We start from the raw sequence: 14,542 nt of genomic DNA, 5'->3' as shown, positions 1-14,542 counted from the left end.
AGTCAGAGCACATCAGCGCAGGCCATCCAGCGCCAGGTTCAGTGCCAGCACGTTCACCCGGGGCTCACCCAGCAGCCCCCACAGCGGCTGCTCCGCATGCTTGCCAATCACGGCATTCACGCTGGCCACCGGCAGGCTGCGGGCCCGCGCCACGCGCCCTGCCTGGTACTGCGCCGCAGCCAGGCTGATGTGAGGGTCCAGGCCACTGGCCGAGGCCGTGACCAGGTCCACCGGCACGGGGGCCGTGTTGCCGGGGTCGGCCGCGCGCAGGGCTTCCACGCGTGCCTTCACGGCATCGGCCAGCGCCGGATTGAGCGGCCCCTGGTTAGAGCCACCGGACGCCGCCGCGTTGTATGGCATGGGCGCGGTGGCCGAGGGGCGGCCCCAGAAATGCCCGGGGTCAGAGAAGTTCTGGCCGATCAGCGACGAACCAACGGTCTGGCCATTGCGCTGCACCAGGCTGCCAGCAGCCTGCTGGGGGAACACGGCCTGGGCGGCGCCCGTCACCACCAGCGGATACAGCAGCCCGGTCAGCACGCTCAACAAGGCAAACAGCACCAGCGCGGGGCGAAGAATGTTTTTCATCAGAATCTCCTCAGATCAGCCCGACGGCCACAAGTATCCAGTCAATCAGCTTGATGCCCACAAACGGCACCAGCAGCCCGCCCAGCCCATAGATGGCCAGGTTGCGACGCAGCAGCGCCGCCGCACCCACCGGGCGGTAGCGCACACCGCGCAAGGCCAGGGGAATCAGGAACACGATCACCAGTGCATTGAAGATCACGGCCGACAGGATGGCGGACGAAGGGCTTGCCAGCTGCATGACGTTGAGCGCGGACAGCTGCGGGTAGGTGGACACGAAGATGGCTGGCACGATGGCGAAGTATTTCGCCACATCGTTCGCGATGGAGAAGGTGGTGAGCGAGCCGCGTGTCATCAAGAGCGCCTTGCCGGTCTCCACCACTTCCAGCAACTTGGTGGGGTTGGAGTCCAGATCCACCATGTTGCCCGCCTCCTTGGCGGCCTGCGTTCCGCTGCCCATGGCCACGGCCACGTCGGCCTGGGCCAGCGCGGGGGCGTCGTTGGTGCCGTCGCCGGTCATGGCCACCAGGCGGCCTTCGGCCTGGTACTTGCGGATCAGCTCCAGCTTGTCTTCGGGCGTGGCTTCGGCCAGGAAGTCGTCCACCCCCGCCTCGGCCGCAATGGCCGCCGCCGTGAGCTTGTTATCCCCGGTGATCATCACGGTCTTGATGCCCATGCGGCGCAGCTCGATGAAGCGCTCCTTGATGCCCGCCTTGACAATGTCCTTGAGCTCGACGATGCCCAGCACATGGCTGCCCTCAGCCACCGCCAGGGGCGTGCTGCCCCGCAGGGCCACCTGGTCGGCAGCGCTCATGACATCCTGAGGCATCTTGCCGCCCAGGGCTTCCACATGCTTGGCCAGTGCCAGCACGGCCCCCTTGCGCAGCATGGTGAGAGCAGATTCCGGCGGCCCCTCGCCTGCGGGCAGGTCCACGCCGCTCATGCGGGTCTGGGCCGTGAAGGGCACCAGCTTGACGCCCTGCGGGTTCTGTCCATCCACGCCAGCGCGGCGGGCCAGCTCCACAATGCTGCGGCCTTCAGGCGTTTCATCTGCCAGCGACGCCAGCAAGGCGGCGCGCGCAAGGCGCTCTTTGGACACACCCGGCGCAGGCAAAAATGCGCTGGCCTGGCGGTTGCCGTGGGTGATGGTGCCGGTCTTGTCCAGCAGCAGCACATCCACATCACCGGCCGCCTCCACGGCCCGGCCCGAGGTGGCGATCACATTGGCCTGCATCATGCGGCTCATGCCAGCCACCCCCACGGCAGACAGCAGGCCGCCAATGGTGGTGGGGATCAGGCACACCAGCAGGGCCACCAGCGCGGTCAGCGAGACCACGGTGCCCGCGCCCGACGCCTGCACGCTGAAGATCGAAAACGGCAGCAAGGTCACGGTAACGACCAGGAACACGATGGTCAGCGCCACGAGCAAAATGGTCAGAGCGATCTCATTGGGCGTCTTCTGGCGCTTGGCGGCTTCCACCATGCCGATCATCCGGTCGAGGAACGACTCGCCCGGGTTCACTGCCACGCGCACCACCAGCCAGTCGGACAACACCCGGGTGCCGCCGGTCACAGCAGAAAAATCACCACCGGATTCGCGCACCACAGGGGCCGATTCGCCGGTGATGGCGCTCTCGTCCACCGAGGCCACGCCCTCGATCACCTCGCCGTCCAGCGGGATCACATCGCCAGCCTCCACCAGCACCACATCGCCCCGGCGCAGGTTGGTGGCCAGCTCGGGCAAAAACGCAGCACCGTGCACAGGCTCCTTGAGCTTCTTGGCCCAGGTCTCCTTGCGCAGCCCACGCAGCGAGGCGGCTTGCGCCTTGCTGCGCCCTTCTGCCAGTGCTTCGGCAAAATTGGCAAACAGCACGGTGAACCACAGCCAGACCGTGATGGCCAGCACAAACGCCGGGCGCATGCTCGCATCCTCAGGCGCATTGAGTGCATGCAGCCACAGCAGCGTGGTGAAGATGCTGCCGATGTACACAATGAACATCACCGGGTTGCGCCACTGCACCAACGGACTGAGCTTGGCCAGCGCACCCCAGAGCGCGGTCTTGATCAACGCTGCATCCAGCAGCGAAACGGAAGAAGTTTTTTTCTTGGTCATTGCCATACCTCACTGAACCCGGAGCATCAGGTGCTCCACCATCGGACCCAGGGCCAGGGAGGGCACGTAATTGAGAAGACCCACCAGCAGCACGGTGCCGATCAGCAGCGTGACAAACAAGGGACCGTGTGTGGGCATGGTGCCCGCCGTGACTGGCAAGCGCTTCTTGGCCGCCAGCGAACCCGCAATGGCCAGCACCGGCACGATCACGCCGAAACGGCCCAGCCACATCGCCAGCCCCAGCAGCACGTTGTAGAACGGCGTGTTGGCCGACAGGCCCGCAAACGCGCTGCCGTTGTTGTTGGCGGCAGACGTCAGCGCATACAGAATTTCAGAGAACCCATGCGCGCCCGGGTTGGCGATGCCCGCCCTGCCCGCGGCCGTGGCCACGGCAATCGCCGTGCCCACCAGCACCAGAATGGGCGTGACCAGGATGGCGGCCGAGGTGAGCTTCATCTCACGCACCTCGATCTTCTTGCCCAGGTACTCCGGCGTGCGGCCAATCATGAGGCCCGCCATGAAGACGGCGAGGATGGCAAACACCAGCATGCCGTAGAGGCCCGTGCCAACGCCACCAAACACCACTTCGCCCAGTTGCATCAGCACCAGCGGCACCATGCCGCCCAGGGGCGTGAAGGAGTCGTGCATGGCGTTCACGGCACCGCATGAGGCGGCAGTGGTCACGGCAGCGAACAGTGCCGACGCATTGATGCCGAACCGTACCTCCTTGCCTTCCATGTTGCCCCCCGCTTGCAGGGCACTGGCGGTTTGCTCCACGCCCAGGCCCACCCATTGCGGATTGCCGACTTTCTCAGCGGAAACCACAGCGATCACGGCCACCACAAACATCACCGCCATAGCCGCCAGGATCGCAAAGCCTTGGCGCTGGTCGCCTACGATCCGACCAAACGCAAAACACAGCGCGGCGGGAATCAGAAAAATCGCCAGCATCTGCACGAAGTTGGTCAGGGCCGTCGGATTCTCATAGGGATGGGCGGAGTTGGCGTTGAAAAAGCCACCGCCGTTGGTGCCCAGCATCTTGATGGCTTCTTGCGATGCCACCGGGCCCATGGCCAGGGTCTGGGTGTTGCTGGTCTTGGCTTCCATCACCGGCGCGCCATCGCTGCCCACCACCGGCTGGCCCGATGCGTCGAGCTTGGGCACTTCATAGGCCGTTGTCTCCAGCGTCGCCACATCCTTGTAGGCGTCAAAGTTCTGGATCACGCCCTGCCCGACCAGCACGATGGAAATCACAAACGCGATGGGCACCAGCACCCATGCCGTGATGCGCGTGACATCGGCCCAGAAGTTGCCCACAAAGCCCTGGCCATCGGTGCGGCGCGCAGCAAAGCCGCGCGCCAGCGCAAACGCCACGGCGATGCCAGTAGCCGCCGAGAAGAAGTTCTGCACCGACAGGCCCAGCATCTGCGTGAGATAGCTCATCGTGGACTCGCCCCCATAGCCCTGCCAGTTGGTGTTGGAGACAAAGCTGATGGCGGTGTTGAACGAAGAATCGCCCGACACTGCGGCCATGCCCTGCGGATTGAGCGGCAGCAGATGCTGCAAACGCTGCAGGCCATACACAAAGAGAGCTCCGATGGCATTGAAAGCCAGCAGCGCCAGCGCATAACTGCGCCAGTGCATCATCTGATCAGGTGCCACCCCGGCCAATTGGTACAAAGGTTTTTCGGCGGCATGCATCCAATTTGGGAGCCGTCCTTCACAGACTGCAGCCAGCCATTTACCAAGCGGCCACGCCAGCACGCCCAGCACGATCAAGAAGAGCCCCAGCAGGCTCCAGGCAGAGGTATCCATATCAGAACTCCTCCGCGCAGATCAGCGCAAACACCAGATAGGCCAACAAGACCAGGGCCACGATGGCACCAAAGCCGTAGAGCATTTCCATACTGATCATGAGCGCTCACCCTTGGCCGGGCCAAACTTGCCCAGCAAAACAACGGCCTCGGCCATGACCACCCACAACGCCGCCAACGCGGCCATCCATATCACGTCCATCGACAACTCCTGCATCAAAACGTATGTTTGATTCTCAGAAAGTGGCCGTAAAAAGTGTGCACAGACTGCAGGGGGCGCCGTAAAAACGGCGTAAAAATGCCAGACAGGACAACGGATCGCAGGCTGATCTACAGCCAGCCCGCCTTGCGAAAGCGGTAATACAGATAACCACAGGTGCTCGCGATGAGCGCGAGCGCAGTCGCATAGCCATAGCGCCATTTCAGCTCGGGCATGCTGTCGAAGTTCATGCCCCAGATGCCCGCAAACGCCGTGCACACGGCGAACAGGCTGGCCCATGCAGCCAGGCGCTTGACGACCTCCCCGTCCTCGATGGTGACCATGGAGAGGTTGACGTGGATGGCGGTGCCAATGGTGTCGCGAATGGAATCAATCGAAGTGTTGATCCTGCTCAGGTGGTCCACCACGTCACGAAAGTACTCCTGCGAGCCCATGCAGATCTGCGGAACACGCCCGCCGTGCAGCTTGGCCGTCCCTTCCAGCAGCGGGGCCACCGCATGCTTGAGCACCGTGAGACGCTGTTTGAGTTCATACAGCCGCCGGATGCTGGCTCGCGCAGCGCCTTGCGTAAAAATCTGCTGCTCGATGGTTTCCAGCTCCACCTCCAGCGCATCAATGACGGGGAAGTAGCGGTCCACCACCGCATCCATGAGTGCGTACAGCACGAAGCCCGGCCCATTGCGCAATAGCTCGGGTTCCTGCTCGCAGCGCGCACGCACATCCACAAAGCCACGTTGACTGCGGTTGCGCACCGACACAACATAGTTCTTGCCCACAAAAACATTGAGTTCACCAAGCCGTGACACCGGATCGGCAGCACCGCTGGATTCAAGCAAGTGCAGCACCACGAAGAGAGAGGACGCGTACTCTTCGACCTTGGGCCGCTGATGGCCATGCCGGGCGTCTTCTACCGCCAATGGGTGCAGGCCGAACTCGGCCTGCAGCTCATCCAGTTCTTCGGCCGTTGCATCCTGCAAGGCCACCCACACGAAGCACCCAGGCAGCGACATGTGCTCGCTGATCTCGCTGACGGGGATGTCGGCCAGCTTGGTGCCATTCTCGTAAACAACACAATTGATCAACACCGCAGCACTCCTTGCAACACAGACTTGAAGATGCCAGCGATCTTGCCATTGCCACCACGCCCCGCACCCAAGGGCTTGCGCAACATTTACGGGGTGGGCTGCAATTTTTGCGAACTTTATACGCAGGCTTTTCTACGCTTGCGCTCTTGTCTTTTTCTCAAAACTTGCTGCCATGAATCCCGCTTCTTCCAAAGTATTCGCCGTCGCCCTGCTGGCCGCGCTGCCCGCGCTGGCCAGTGCCCAGCTCACCGGCAACATCAGCCTGACCACCAACTACAAGTTCCGTGGCCAGGACCAGAACGCCACCAAGGCCAAGGCCATCAAGCCCGCGCTGCAAGGCGGCTTCGACTACGCCTTTGGCGACAGCGGCTGGTACGTGGGCAACTGGAACTCCAGCGTGGACTGGCTGGCCAACAATTCGCTCGAATCCGACCTGTATGGCGGCTACAAGTTCAAGGCTGCAGGCGCCGACTTCGACGTGGGCGCGTTGACCTACATCTACCCCGGCAACAGCAACGGCAATACCACCGAGCTGTATGGCGCGGCCACCATGGGGCCCTTCACCGCCAAGTATTCGCACACCCTCTCCAAGGACTACTTCGGCTTTGCCGGCGCCAAGGCTGGCTCGGGCCTGAAGGGCCGCAACACGGGCTACCTGAACTTCGGCTTTGCCCAGGAAGTGGCGCCCAGCATCACCGTGAAGGCCTCGGTGGGCTTCACGCGTTTTGCCAGCGACATCAAGGACCTGGGCGTGCCCAACTACATGGACTACCAATTGGGCGGTGCGTATGACTTCGGCGGTGGCCTGTCGCTGGGTGCGGCCGTGGTCGGCGCCAACAAGAAGGCCTTCTTCGGCCACGTCAACAAGTCGCGCGTGATTGTCACGCTGACCAAAACCCTGTAGCCCTCCTACTCCTCGGGTGCCTGTCGCACGCCTTCACAACGTGCACCGCAGAGCCCGCTCTCCCGCCACGCGCAGCCGCGCCTTCAGCGATGCAGGCGCAAGCACCTCGAATTCAACGTCGAGGGCCATCAGCCAGTACACCAACGAGTCATTGGCAACGCATTCCAGCTGGCAGCGCTTCCCTTGGTCCAGGGTGAACACCACGCCAGCGGACTGCGGGATGCGGCGTGACATCACGGCGTAGGGCGCGTGCAGCACCACCTGCGCCTGTTCGGCATGGTGTGGTGCAGAGATGGAGCGCGACACATAGCCCTTCAAATCGCCCCCATCGGGAGAGGCCCGGGGCGCAAAATGCGCGCCCACCTGCGGGTCACCCACGATGCGATCGATACGGAAGGTGCGCCAGTCGCGGCGCACCCTGTCCCACGCCACCAGGTACCAGCGTTGGCCGGTGTGCACCACGCCCTGCGGTTCTACCGAGCGCTGTGCTCTGCGACCCTGGCCGTCCTCGTAATTGAATTCGGTGCGCAACTGGTCGCGGCAGGCGGACGCCAGCGCGGCCAGCAACGATGCCTCCACCACTGGCCCCGTGCGATCGAGCGGCAGGATGGCCGAGCGCAGCGCGTCCACCCGCTTGCGCAAGCGCGCCGGCATGGCCTGCTCCAGCTTGACCAGTGCGCGCAGTGCGGGCTCTTCAATGCCGCCAACGGCACCGGCGGTGGCAGTGCGCAGCGCAATGGAGACGGCCAGGGCCTCTTCATCGTCCAGCAGCAGCGGTGGCAACGCCTGCCCGGCCCGAAACGCATAGCCGCCCGCCACGCCACTGCTGGCATGCACGGGGTAGCCCAGCTGGCGCAGGCGGTCGATGTCGCGCCGCAGCGTGCGCGGATGCACTTCCAGGCGTTCAGCCAACTCTGCGCCCATCCAGTGAGCACGCGTTTGCAACAGCGAAAGCAAGCGCAGCAGGCGGGTCGATGAACTGAGCATGTGGGCAATGTACTTTTTATTGAGGACCGAAATTGTCCGCAATGGTTTTTACAGTGGCAACACCTTTTTTCCACAACCCCAAGGAGCTCTTGTATGTCCGTCATCCTCTACTGGTACCCCATGTCCAGCGCCACACCCGTCGCCTGCGCCCTCGCCGAACTGGGCGTCCCCCACGAGCGCGTGAAGATCGACATCCGCGCTGGCGAGCAGCGCCGCCCCGAATACCTGGCCCTGAACCCGAACGGCAAGGTGCCTACGATGACTGTGGACGGCACGCCCATGTTCGAGGCCCTGGCCATCCATTTGTGGCTGGGCCATCGCTACGGCATCGAGCGCGGGCTTTGGCCCGCTGCAGGCACGCCCGAGGCGCTGCAGGCCCTGTCATGGTGCACTTGGTCCTATGTGACCTACGGCGCGCTGGTGGGACGCCTGCATGTGGCGACCCAGGGCGAGGAGGTTTGGCGAAGCGCCACCCAGGCCGAAGCCACCATGCGCGGACTGAACGAACTGCTGGCCGTGCTGGATGCTCGCCTGGCCATGCAGCCCTGGATGCTGGGCGCCGACTATTCGCTGGTGGACCTGGTGGTGGGGTCGGTGCTGGGCTACAGCCTGTACCTGGGCGCGCCCGTCAACGCGCACCCGCATGTGCAGGCCTGGCTGGCCCGGGTGCAGGCACGCCCGGCGATGCAGATCGAGGCCTGAGCACGCGGTCGATCAACGCTGCTGCTACAGCAGCACGATGTCGTACTGCTCCTGCCCCATCGCACTTTCGGCCTGCAGCGAGATGGGTTTTTTGATGAAGTCCGAGAGGCCAGCCAGGTGCTGGCTTTCTTCGTCCAGAAACAACTCCACCACCCGCGCCGAGGCCACCACGCGGAACTCGCGTGGGTTGAACTGGCGCGCTTCACGCAGGATCTCGCGCAGGATGTCGTAGCACACGCTGCGCGCGGTTTTCACGCTGCCCTTGCCCTGGCACACCTCGCAAGGCTCGCACAGCATGTGGGCCAGGGATTCGCGGGTGCGCTTGCGCGTCATCTCCACCAGGCCCAGTTGCGAGAACGTGCCGGACGACATGGTTTTGACGCGGTCGCGCGCCAGCTGCTTCTTGAACTCCGCAAGCACGGCCTGCTGGTGGTCGTCGCGCACCATGTCGATGAAGTCCACGATGATGATGCCGCCCAGGTTGCGCAGGCGCAGCTGGCGGGCAATGGCCTGGGCGGCCTCCAGGTTAGTCTTGAAGATGGTGTCGTCGAAATTGCGCGCGCCCACGTAGCCACCGGTGTTCACGTCGATGGTGGTGAGCGCCTCGGTCTGGTCCACGATGAGGTAGCCGCCCGATTTCAGGTCAACCCGGCGGCCCAAGGCCTTGGCCACTTCTTCGTCGATGGAGTACAGGTCAAAGATGGGCCGCTCGCCCTTGTAGTGCTGCAGCTTGCCAGCAGCAGCGGGCATGAACTCTTGCCCGAACGCACGCAAGCGGTGGAACTGCTCCATCGAGTCAAGCCGGATCGTCTGGGTGTGGTCACCCACCAAATCGCGCAGCACGCGCTGCAGCAAATCCAGGTCCTGGTGCAAGAGCGAGCCCGCAGGCAGCTTGAGCGAGGCTTCCTTGATGCGCGCCCAGGTCTTGCGCAGGTAGGCAATGTCTTCGGCCAACTCTTCGTCTGTGGAGTCTTCGCCGTTGGTGCGCAGGATAAAGCCACCACCACCGCCCGTGGACTTGTCTCCCACCAGGGCCTGCAGCCGCCCGCGCAGTGCATCGCGCTCGGCGGGCGGGATCTTCTGCGACACGCCCACATGGTCGTCCTGCGGCAAAAACACCAGCAGGCGGCCTGCGATGCTGATCTGCGTGGACAAGCGCGCGCCTTTGGTACCGATCGGGTCCTTGATGACCTGCACCATAAGAGCCTGGCCCTCGAACACCTGTTTTTCAATCGGCACCTGGGGCTCGTTCTTGCGGGCGAATGCGGGCGGCTCACCATCGGGCTGGCGCTGCCACACATCGGCCACATGCAAAAAGGCTGCACGCTCCAGCCCGATGTCGATAAAGGCCGACTGCATGCCAGGCAGCACGCGCGACACCTTACCCAGGTAGACGTTGCCCACCAGGCCACGCTCCAGCGTGCGCTCAACGTGCAACTCCTGCACGGCGCCGTGCTCCACCACGGCCACGCGGGTTTCCTGGGGTGACCAGTTGATCAGGATGTCTTGTTGCATGACTGGGTAAGCCTGTTGTTTTTGCTTATAGAGGGAAGCCCGCCGCGCGCAACAGTTGCGCTGTCTCGTACATGGGCAGGCCCATGATGCCCGAATAGCTGCCCGCCAGGTGCTCTACATACGCCGCCGCCCGGCCCTGGATGCCATAGGCGCCCGCCTTGCCCAGCGGCTCGCCCGTGGCTACGTACGCATCGATCTGCGCAGGCGTCATGGCGGCAAATGTGACACGCGACACCGACAACGCGCTGAGGCGCTTGGGGCCCACCTGCAGCGCCACGGCGGTGAGCACGCGGTGCTCATGCCCGGCCAGCTCGGCCAGCATGCGCGCGGCATGCGATGCGTCGTCGGGTTTTCCGTAAATCGTGCGGCCCAGGGCCACGGTGGTGTCAGAACACAGGATGGGCGCATCCGGCAACCCCCGGCGCGCACGCCGGGCCACGGCCGCGTCGAGCTTGAGGCCAGTCACGCGCTCTACATAGGCCGTGGGCGCTTCGCCGGGCAGCACCGCCTCGATGGCTTCGGCGTCTTCAGCCTCGTCACCCGCCACATTGGGCAGCAGCAGTTCGTGGCGCACGCCCAGCTGTTCGAGCAGCTGGCGCCGGCGGGGGCTCTGGGAGGCAAGGTAGATGAAGTCAGGCATGAACGGATTTTGAATAAAAACCAGCTCTAGCGCTTATTCATCAAGCGCGAGCAGCTATAAAAACAGGAGTAATCCAGGCCATCATTAACACGGACCCAGATCATTCACGGTGGTAAGGATGCCCGGCATTCACCGACCAGGCGCGGTACAGCTGCTCGATGAGCAACACCCGCACCATGGCGTGTGGCAAGGTCAGGTCGGACAGGCGAATGCGCTCGTGCGCAGCCTGACGAAAGGCCGGGTCCAGCCCGTCGGGGCCGCCAATGACCAGCGCCACGTCGTCACCGCCCAGTTGCCAGCCCTTGAGCCGCTCGGCCAGGGCCTTGGTGGTGAGGTTGGTGCCACGCTCGTCCAGCGCCACCACGCGGGTGCCGCGTGGGATGGCGGCTTCGATGCGCTCACGCTCGGCGGCGTACAGCGTCTCCAGCGTCTTGGAGCCGCGCGGCTCGGTCTTGACGGCCTTGAGCTCCACCTTGAGTTCGGGCGGAAAACGTTTGGCGTAGTCGTCGTATGCGGTTTGCGCCCAGTCGGGCACCCGCTGACCAACCGCCACTATCAGCAGCTTCATGGATCAACCTGGATGCTTGAGTGACCTCCGCAGCGCGCGCAAGGGATAGAGCGCGCTGCAGCGGAAACGGATCAGCCCCTGCTGCGAGCAGGTGCCTTCTTGGCCGCAGGCTTGGAGCCCGATGCGGACGCTGGCTTGGCAGCCGCGCGTGCAGGGGCCTTGGCAACTGGCGACTTCTTGGCCGCAGGCTTCTTGGCGCCACCGGGCTTGACCACCACCGTCTTGACAGGGGTCTTGGTGGCCGCGGGCTTCTTGGCAGCGACTGCGCCAGTGGTCTTGCTGGCTGGCTTGGCGGTGCTTGTCTTGGTAGCGCTGGTCTTGGCCGCCGATTTGGCGGGTGCGGCCTTGACTGCAGTTTTTGCAGCGGGCTTGGGTGCTGTTTTGGCGGCGGTCTTGGCGACCGCCTTGACGGTGGCCTTGCCCGAACGGGCGGCTACGGTGGGGGCCGCCGCCTTCTTGGCTGGCGCCTTGCCCGCCGCCTTGGCGTCCGACTTGGCCGCCTTCTGGGCCGACTTCTTCTCGGCCAACTCCGTGGCCGCGCTGGACACCGGCTTGGCCGCGCCAAGCTTCAGGCGCACGGGGGTGTCGCCCCACAGCTCTTCCAGGCGGTAGTACTGGCGGATGGCCGGTTGCATGATGTGCGCCACAGCCGCGCCGCAGTCCACGATGATCCATTCGCCGTTGTCTTCACCTTCGATGCGGGGCTTGGAAAAACCAGCTTCCTTTACCGCATCGCGCACACTGGCGGCCAGGGCCTTGGTCTGGCGGTTGGAGGTGCCCGATGCCACGATCACCCGTTCAAACAGTGGCGAGAGATGCTCGGTGTTGAAGACCTGGATGTCTTGCGCCTTGACGTCTTCCAGGCCATCAACGATGGCGCGCTGGAGTTTGGTGACGTCTTTTTTGGCGGCGGTTTCCGATTTGGTGGAGGTGGTCATCAGGCGGTGATTAGAAAGGGAATGGAATCAATATAGCGTGCAACGCAGCGCACAGCCAGCGGGCTGAGCCTTGGATGTTGCGCGGGTGTTGTGCTGGGGCGCTGCAGCAATGTGAGGTGTTTTTGGCCTCTTGCGCTCATGTGAAAAGCGCTGGCAGCTATTGAAATTATAGCTTTTGCGCTTTTCAAGGCTTTCAGGCGACCGTGGCAGGCCCGCCACCGAGCCAGTCGCGCCGCACCAGAAAGCGCTGCAGCAACGCGGCCTCCGCCGAATCCGCAGCATCAGAGCGCTGGTAAGACCACGACACCAGCGGCGGCATGGACAACAAAATGGACTCGGTGCGCCCACCCGACTGCAGGCCAAAGTGTGTGCCCCGGTCCCACACCAGGTTGAACTCGACATAACGGCCCCGGCGGTAGAGCTGGAAGTCGCGCTCGCGCTCACCGTAGGACATGCCCTGGCGCTTCTCGACAATAGGCAGGTAGGCGCTCAGGAACGCATCGCCCACTGACTGCGTCATGGCCAGGCTTTGTTCAAAACCCAGCTCCGAGAAGTCGTCATAGAACACGCCACCCACGCCACGCTGCTCGCTGCGGTGCTTGAGGTAGAAGTATTCGTCGCACCACTGCTTGAAGCGCGGGTACTTGTCGTCGCCAAAGGCGCTGAGCGCATTGCGGCAGGTGCGGTGAAAGTGCACCGCGTCCTCTTCAAACCCGTAGTACGGCGTGAGGTCCATGCCGCCACCAAACCAGCAGGTCGGGGCCTGGCCGGGGTGCCCGGCCGCGATCATGCGCACGTTCATGTGCACCGTGGGCACATAGGGATTGCGCGGGTGGAACACCAGCGACACACCCATGGCCTCGAACGGAGCGCCTGCCAGCTCGGGCCGGTGCTGCGTGGCCGATGGTGGCAACTGGGGGCCGCGCACATGGCTAAAGCCACAGCCCGCGCGTTCGAACACGCGGCCACCTTCCATGATCTTGGTGATGCCGTCGCCCTGCAGCGGCTCGCCGGGCGACTTGCTCCAGGCATCGGCCAGAAAGCGTGCTCCGCCCTCGCCTTCCACCGCTTCCAGTGCATCGGTGATGCGTGCCTGCAGGCCCACCAGGTAGCCGCGCACACGGGTCACCGTGTCTGCGGGGTTCAAGGTCTGAGCGTCTGCCATCAGCTTTTCAGGGCACGAAAGCCAATATCGCGACGGTATTGCGCACCATCAAACTGGATGCCGCGCGCCACGTCATAGGCACGTTGCTGCGCCTGCTTGACGCTGTCGGCCAGCACCGTCACGCACAACACGCGGCCACCCGTCACGCTGACCACGCCGTCTTTCAGCTGCGTGCCTGCGTGGAACACCACGGCATCATCCGCCTCGGCAGGCAGGCCGGTGATGGGGTCGCCCTTGCGCGGGGCCTCGGGGTAACCGTGGGCGGCCATGACCACGCCCAGCGCAGTGCGACGGTCCCATTGCAGTTCCATCTGGTCGAGCTTGCCGTCAGCGGCAGCGGCCATCACGTCGCTGAAGTCGCTTTTCAGGCGCATCAGGATGGGCTGCGTTTCGGGGTCACCCATGCGGCAGTTGAATTCGAGCGTCTTGGGGTGGCCCTTGGCGTCAATCATCAGGCCGGCATACAGAAAACCGGTGTAGGGAATGCCGTCTTTTTCCATGCCACGGATGGTGGGCAGGATGATCTCGCGCATCGCGCGGGCATGCACATCGGCCGTGACCACGGGCGCGGGCGAATACGCGCCCATGCCACCGGTGTTGGGGCCTTCGTCGCCGTCTTTGAGGCGCTTGTGGTCCTGGCTAGTGGCCAGAGCCAACACGTTTTTGCCGTCGCACAACACGATGAAGGAGGCTTCTTCGCCTTCGAGGAATTCCTCGATCACCACACGCGCGCCGCCTTCGTTATGGGTCACGCCGTATTTGTTGTCCACCAGCATGAAGTCCACGGCGTCATGCGCTTCTTGCAGCGTCATGGCCACCACCACGCCTTTGCCAGCCGCCAGGCCGTCGGCCTTGATGACGATGGGTGCACCCAGCCGGTCGACAAACGCGTGGGCAGCAACCGGGTCGGTGAAGGTGTCGTAGTCGGCCGTGGGGATGCCATGGCGGCGCATGAAGGACTTGGAAAACGCCTTGGAGCTTTCGAGCTGGGCCGCAGCCTTGGTGGGGCCGAAAATGCGCAAGCCATTAGCACGGAACTCATCGACCACACCGGCCGCCAATGGTGCCTCGGGGCCCACTACCGTCAGCGCGATCTTTTCGGCCTGCGCCCACACACGCAGTTCGCGCACATCGGAGATCGCCACGTTTTCGAGCTTGGGGTTCAGGGCCGTACCACCGTTGCCGGGTGCCACAAACACCTTGGTCACCTTGGGGGACTGGCTCAGTTTCCACGCCATCGCGTGTTCACGGCCGCCGCCACCAATCACAAGTACTTTCATAGGAGCCTTTGGTGAACCCGGCCCGCAGT

14 protein-coding genes are annotated in these 14,542 nt (G+C 63.9%); 2 read left to right on the top strand and 12 right to left on the bottom strand.

The window, feature by feature from the left end; genetic code table 11:
• Positions 1 to 12: 12 nt before the first annotated feature.
• The 5 genes from kdpC to OIN59_RS20465 all read right to left on the bottom strand — a co-directional run bounded on the left by kdpC (position 13) and on the right by OIN59_RS20465 (position 5,814).
• The gene (gene kdpC / locus OIN59_RS20485) at positions 13 to 585 is read right to left on the bottom strand and encodes a potassium-transporting ATPase subunit KdpC (protein ID WP_274113331.1); all 573 of its coding nucleotides are present in this window, start codon (positions 583 to 585) and stop codon (positions 13 to 15) included.
• 10 nt (positions 586 to 595) lie between these two features.
• Entirely contained in the window at positions 596 to 2,695 is a 2,100-nt protein-coding gene (kdpB, locus tag OIN59_RS20480; RefSeq protein WP_274113329.1) for a potassium-transporting ATPase subunit KdpB, read from the bottom strand.
• Between the two features lie 9 nt (positions 2,696 to 2,704).
• Complete coding sequence (gene kdpA, locus OIN59_RS20475; RefSeq protein WP_274113326.1) at positions 2,705 to 4,510, bottom strand: potassium-transporting ATPase subunit KdpA; 1,806 nt, start codon at positions 4,508 to 4,510, stop codon at positions 2,705 to 2,707.
• Between the two features lies 1 nt (position 4,511).
• Positions 4,512 to 4,610 (bottom strand): potassium-transporting ATPase subunit F, encoded by a 99-nt coding sequence (locus OIN59_RS20470; RefSeq protein WP_108616196.1) that lies wholly within the window; start codon positions 4,608 to 4,610, stop codon positions 4,512 to 4,514.
• Positions 4,611 to 4,839: 229 nt separating this feature from the next.
• A complete protein-coding gene (locus tag OIN59_RS20465) occupies positions 4,840 to 5,814 on the bottom strand; it encodes a magnesium and cobalt transport protein CorA (RefSeq protein WP_274113322.1) in 975 nt (324 codons plus the stop codon).
• Between the two features lie 172 nt (positions 5,815 to 5,986).
• On the opposite strand from OIN59_RS20465, the gene OIN59_RS20460 reads away from it, so the two are divergent.
• The gene (locus OIN59_RS20460; RefSeq protein WP_274113320.1) at positions 5,987 to 6,718 is read left to right on the top strand and encodes a TorF family putative porin; all 732 of its coding nucleotides are present in this window, start codon (positions 5,987 to 5,989) and stop codon (positions 6,716 to 6,718) included.
• Between the two features lie 33 nt (positions 6,719 to 6,751).
• On the opposite strand, the gene OIN59_RS20455 is transcribed toward OIN59_RS20460, so the two are convergent.
• Positions 6,752 to 7,705 (bottom strand): helix-turn-helix transcriptional regulator, encoded by a 954-nt coding sequence (locus tag OIN59_RS20455; RefSeq protein WP_274113318.1) that lies wholly within the window; start codon positions 7,703 to 7,705, stop codon positions 6,752 to 6,754.
• Between the two features lie 93 nt (positions 7,706 to 7,798).
• Between OIN59_RS20455 and OIN59_RS20450 the strand changes: the two genes are divergently transcribed.
• Positions 7,799 to 8,407 carry a glutathione S-transferase family protein gene (locus OIN59_RS20450; protein WP_274113316.1) on the top strand — a complete coding sequence of 203 codons (609 nt, stop codon included), beginning with the start codon at positions 7,799 to 7,801 and terminating at the stop codon, positions 8,405 to 8,407.
• A gap of 24 nt (positions 8,408 to 8,431) precedes the next feature.
• Here OIN59_RS20450 and rng read toward each other — a convergent pair whose 3' ends face one another.
• From rng to purD, 6 genes are all read right to left on the bottom strand, one after another.
• Positions 8,432 to 9,922, bottom strand: coding sequence for a ribonuclease G (gene rng / locus OIN59_RS20445; protein ID WP_274113314.1), 1,491 nt, complete (start codon positions 9,920 to 9,922; stop codon positions 8,432 to 8,434).
• 25 nt (positions 9,923 to 9,947) lie between these two features.
• Positions 9,948 to 10,562, bottom strand: a complete 615-nt coding sequence (locus tag OIN59_RS20440) for a Maf family protein (RefSeq protein ID WP_274113312.1) — start codon at positions 10,560 to 10,562, stop codon at positions 9,948 to 9,950.
• Positions 10,563 to 10,662: 100 nt separating this feature from the next.
• A complete protein-coding gene (rlmH, locus tag OIN59_RS20435) occupies positions 10,663 to 11,130 on the bottom strand; it encodes a 23S rRNA (pseudouridine(1915)-N(3))-methyltransferase RlmH (protein ID WP_007858784.1) in 468 nt (155 codons plus the stop codon).
• A gap of 71 nt (positions 11,131 to 11,201) precedes the next feature.
• A complete protein-coding gene (rsfS, locus tag OIN59_RS20430; protein WP_274113306.1) occupies positions 11,202 to 12,068 on the bottom strand; it encodes a ribosome silencing factor in 867 nt (288 codons plus the stop codon).
• 193 nt (positions 12,069 to 12,261) lie between these two features.
• Positions 12,262 to 13,233 carry an oxygen-dependent coproporphyrinogen oxidase gene (gene hemF, locus OIN59_RS20425; protein WP_274113304.1) on the bottom strand — a complete coding sequence of 324 codons (972 nt, stop codon included), beginning with the start codon at positions 13,231 to 13,233 and terminating at the stop codon, positions 12,262 to 12,264.
• Entirely contained in the window at positions 13,233 to 14,513 is a 1,281-nt protein-coding gene (purD, locus tag OIN59_RS20420; protein WP_274113302.1) for a phosphoribosylamine--glycine ligase, read from the bottom strand. Before purD ends, hemF begins: the two co-directional genes overlap by 1 nt.
• Positions 14,514 to 14,542 lie beyond the last annotated feature (29 nt).

Origin of the sequence: Acidovorax benzenivorans (assembly GCF_028680575.1) — a bacterium.
GTDB classification, from domain to species: Bacteria; Pseudomonadota; Gammaproteobacteria; order Burkholderiales; family Burkholderiaceae_C; genus Acidovorax; species Acidovorax benzenivorans.
This window is presented reverse-complemented; position numbering and strand designations above follow the sequence as displayed.

Excerpts from the sequence above, each read along its gene's own strand:
- kdpC (WP_274113331.1), bottom strand. The coding sequence starts at position 585 with ATGAAAAACATTCTTCGCCCCGCGCTGGTGCTGTTTGCCTTGTTGAGC.
- kdpB (WP_274113329.1), bottom strand. The coding sequence starts at position 2,695 with ATGACCAAGAAAAAAACTTCTTCCGTTTCGCTGCTGGATGCAGCGTTG.
- kdpA (WP_274113326.1), bottom strand. The coding sequence starts at position 4,510 with ATGGATACCTCTGCCTGGAGCCTGCTGGGGCTCTTCTTGATCGTGCTG.
- OIN59_RS20470 (WP_108616196.1), bottom strand. The coding sequence starts at position 4,610 with ATGATCAGTATGGAAATGCTCTACGGCTTTGGTGCCATCGTGGCCCTG.
- OIN59_RS20460 (WP_274113320.1), top strand. The coding sequence starts at position 5,987 with ATGAATCCCGCTTCTTCCAAAGTATTCGCCGTCGCCCTGCTGGCCGCG.
- OIN59_RS20455 (WP_274113318.1), bottom strand. The coding sequence starts at position 7,705 with ATGCTCAGTTCATCGACCCGCCTGCTGCGCTTGCTTTCGCTGTTGCAA.
- OIN59_RS20450 (WP_274113316.1), top strand. The coding sequence starts at position 7,799 with ATGTCCGTCATCCTCTACTGGTACCCCATGTCCAGCGCCACACCCGTC.
- rng (WP_274113314.1), bottom strand. The coding sequence starts at position 9,922 with ATGCAACAAGACATCCTGATCAACTGGTCACCCCAGGAAACCCGCGTG.
- OIN59_RS20440 (WP_274113312.1), bottom strand. The coding sequence starts at position 10,562 with ATGCCTGACTTCATCTACCTTGCCTCCCAGAGCCCCCGCCGGCGCCAG.
- rlmH (WP_007858784.1), bottom strand. The coding sequence starts at position 11,130 with ATGAAGCTGCTGATAGTGGCGGTTGGTCAGCGGGTGCCCGACTGGGCG.
- rsfS (WP_274113306.1), bottom strand. The coding sequence starts at position 12,068 with ATGACCACCTCCACCAAATCGGAAACCGCCGCCAAAAAAGACGTCACC.
- hemF (WP_274113304.1), bottom strand. The coding sequence starts at position 13,233 with ATGGCAGACGCTCAGACCTTGAACCCCGCAGACACGGTGACCCGTGTG.
- purD (WP_274113302.1), bottom strand. The coding sequence starts at position 14,513 with ATGAAAGTACTTGTGATTGGTGGCGGCGGCCGTGAACACGCGATGGCG.